At 34.2% G+C, this 530-nt stretch carries 1 protein-coding gene and 1 pseudogene; both read right to left on the reverse strand.

Annotated elements, in window-relative coordinates; genetic code table 11:
- Positions 1-248: helix-turn-helix domain-containing protein (locus QZ114_RS08960; RefSeq protein WP_295502414.1), on the reverse strand; the 248-nt coding region annotated here is incomplete at its 3' end.
- 132 nt (positions 249-380) lie between these two features.
- Positions 381-530, reverse strand: a pseudogene (locus QZ114_RS08965) (XRE family transcriptional regulator); the annotation flags it as partial.

Consider the following 530-nt stretch of genomic DNA (forward strand, 5'->3'; position numbering starts at 1 on the left):
TGTAAAAGAAAGTATTTTAATTCTTGGTAACGCTTGGGTAATTCCTTATAATCTGGCATCAAGACGTAGGACGGAATATCTAGCCTATCCGCAATATATTCTAGTGTTTTTATCGTAGGACGAAATTCTCCTTTTTCGATTCTCACTAACTGACGCACTGATAATTCAGACTCATCCCCACAAAAAACTGGACGACTAAGACCTTTCTCCTCTCTAAGGATTCGTACCTTCTCTCCTAATTCATTCACTTCTCTTTACCTCTAGGATCATTCCAAAAATTTTGATACTCAAACAAATATATGCATTTATTATAACATTTTATCAAAAAATGTACAAAAAGAGACATTCCCTATAACAGAAATGTCACTCCTATAAACTCTTTAACGATATCTTTCTAGATCCTCGGCCCATTCATTATCTAAACTAACGAGTAACTTCTCATTGCCAAACATCCTCGCCATCATTTTTGCTTCTTCATACTTTTGTTTTGCTGTTTCATAATCAGTCTGAATATAATATTTCCATTCTAC

The sequence above is a fragment of the uncultured Streptococcus sp. genome (genome assembly GCF_901875575.1).
In the GTDB taxonomy this organism is placed as follows: Bacteria; Bacillota; Bacilli; order Lactobacillales; family Streptococcaceae; genus Streptococcus.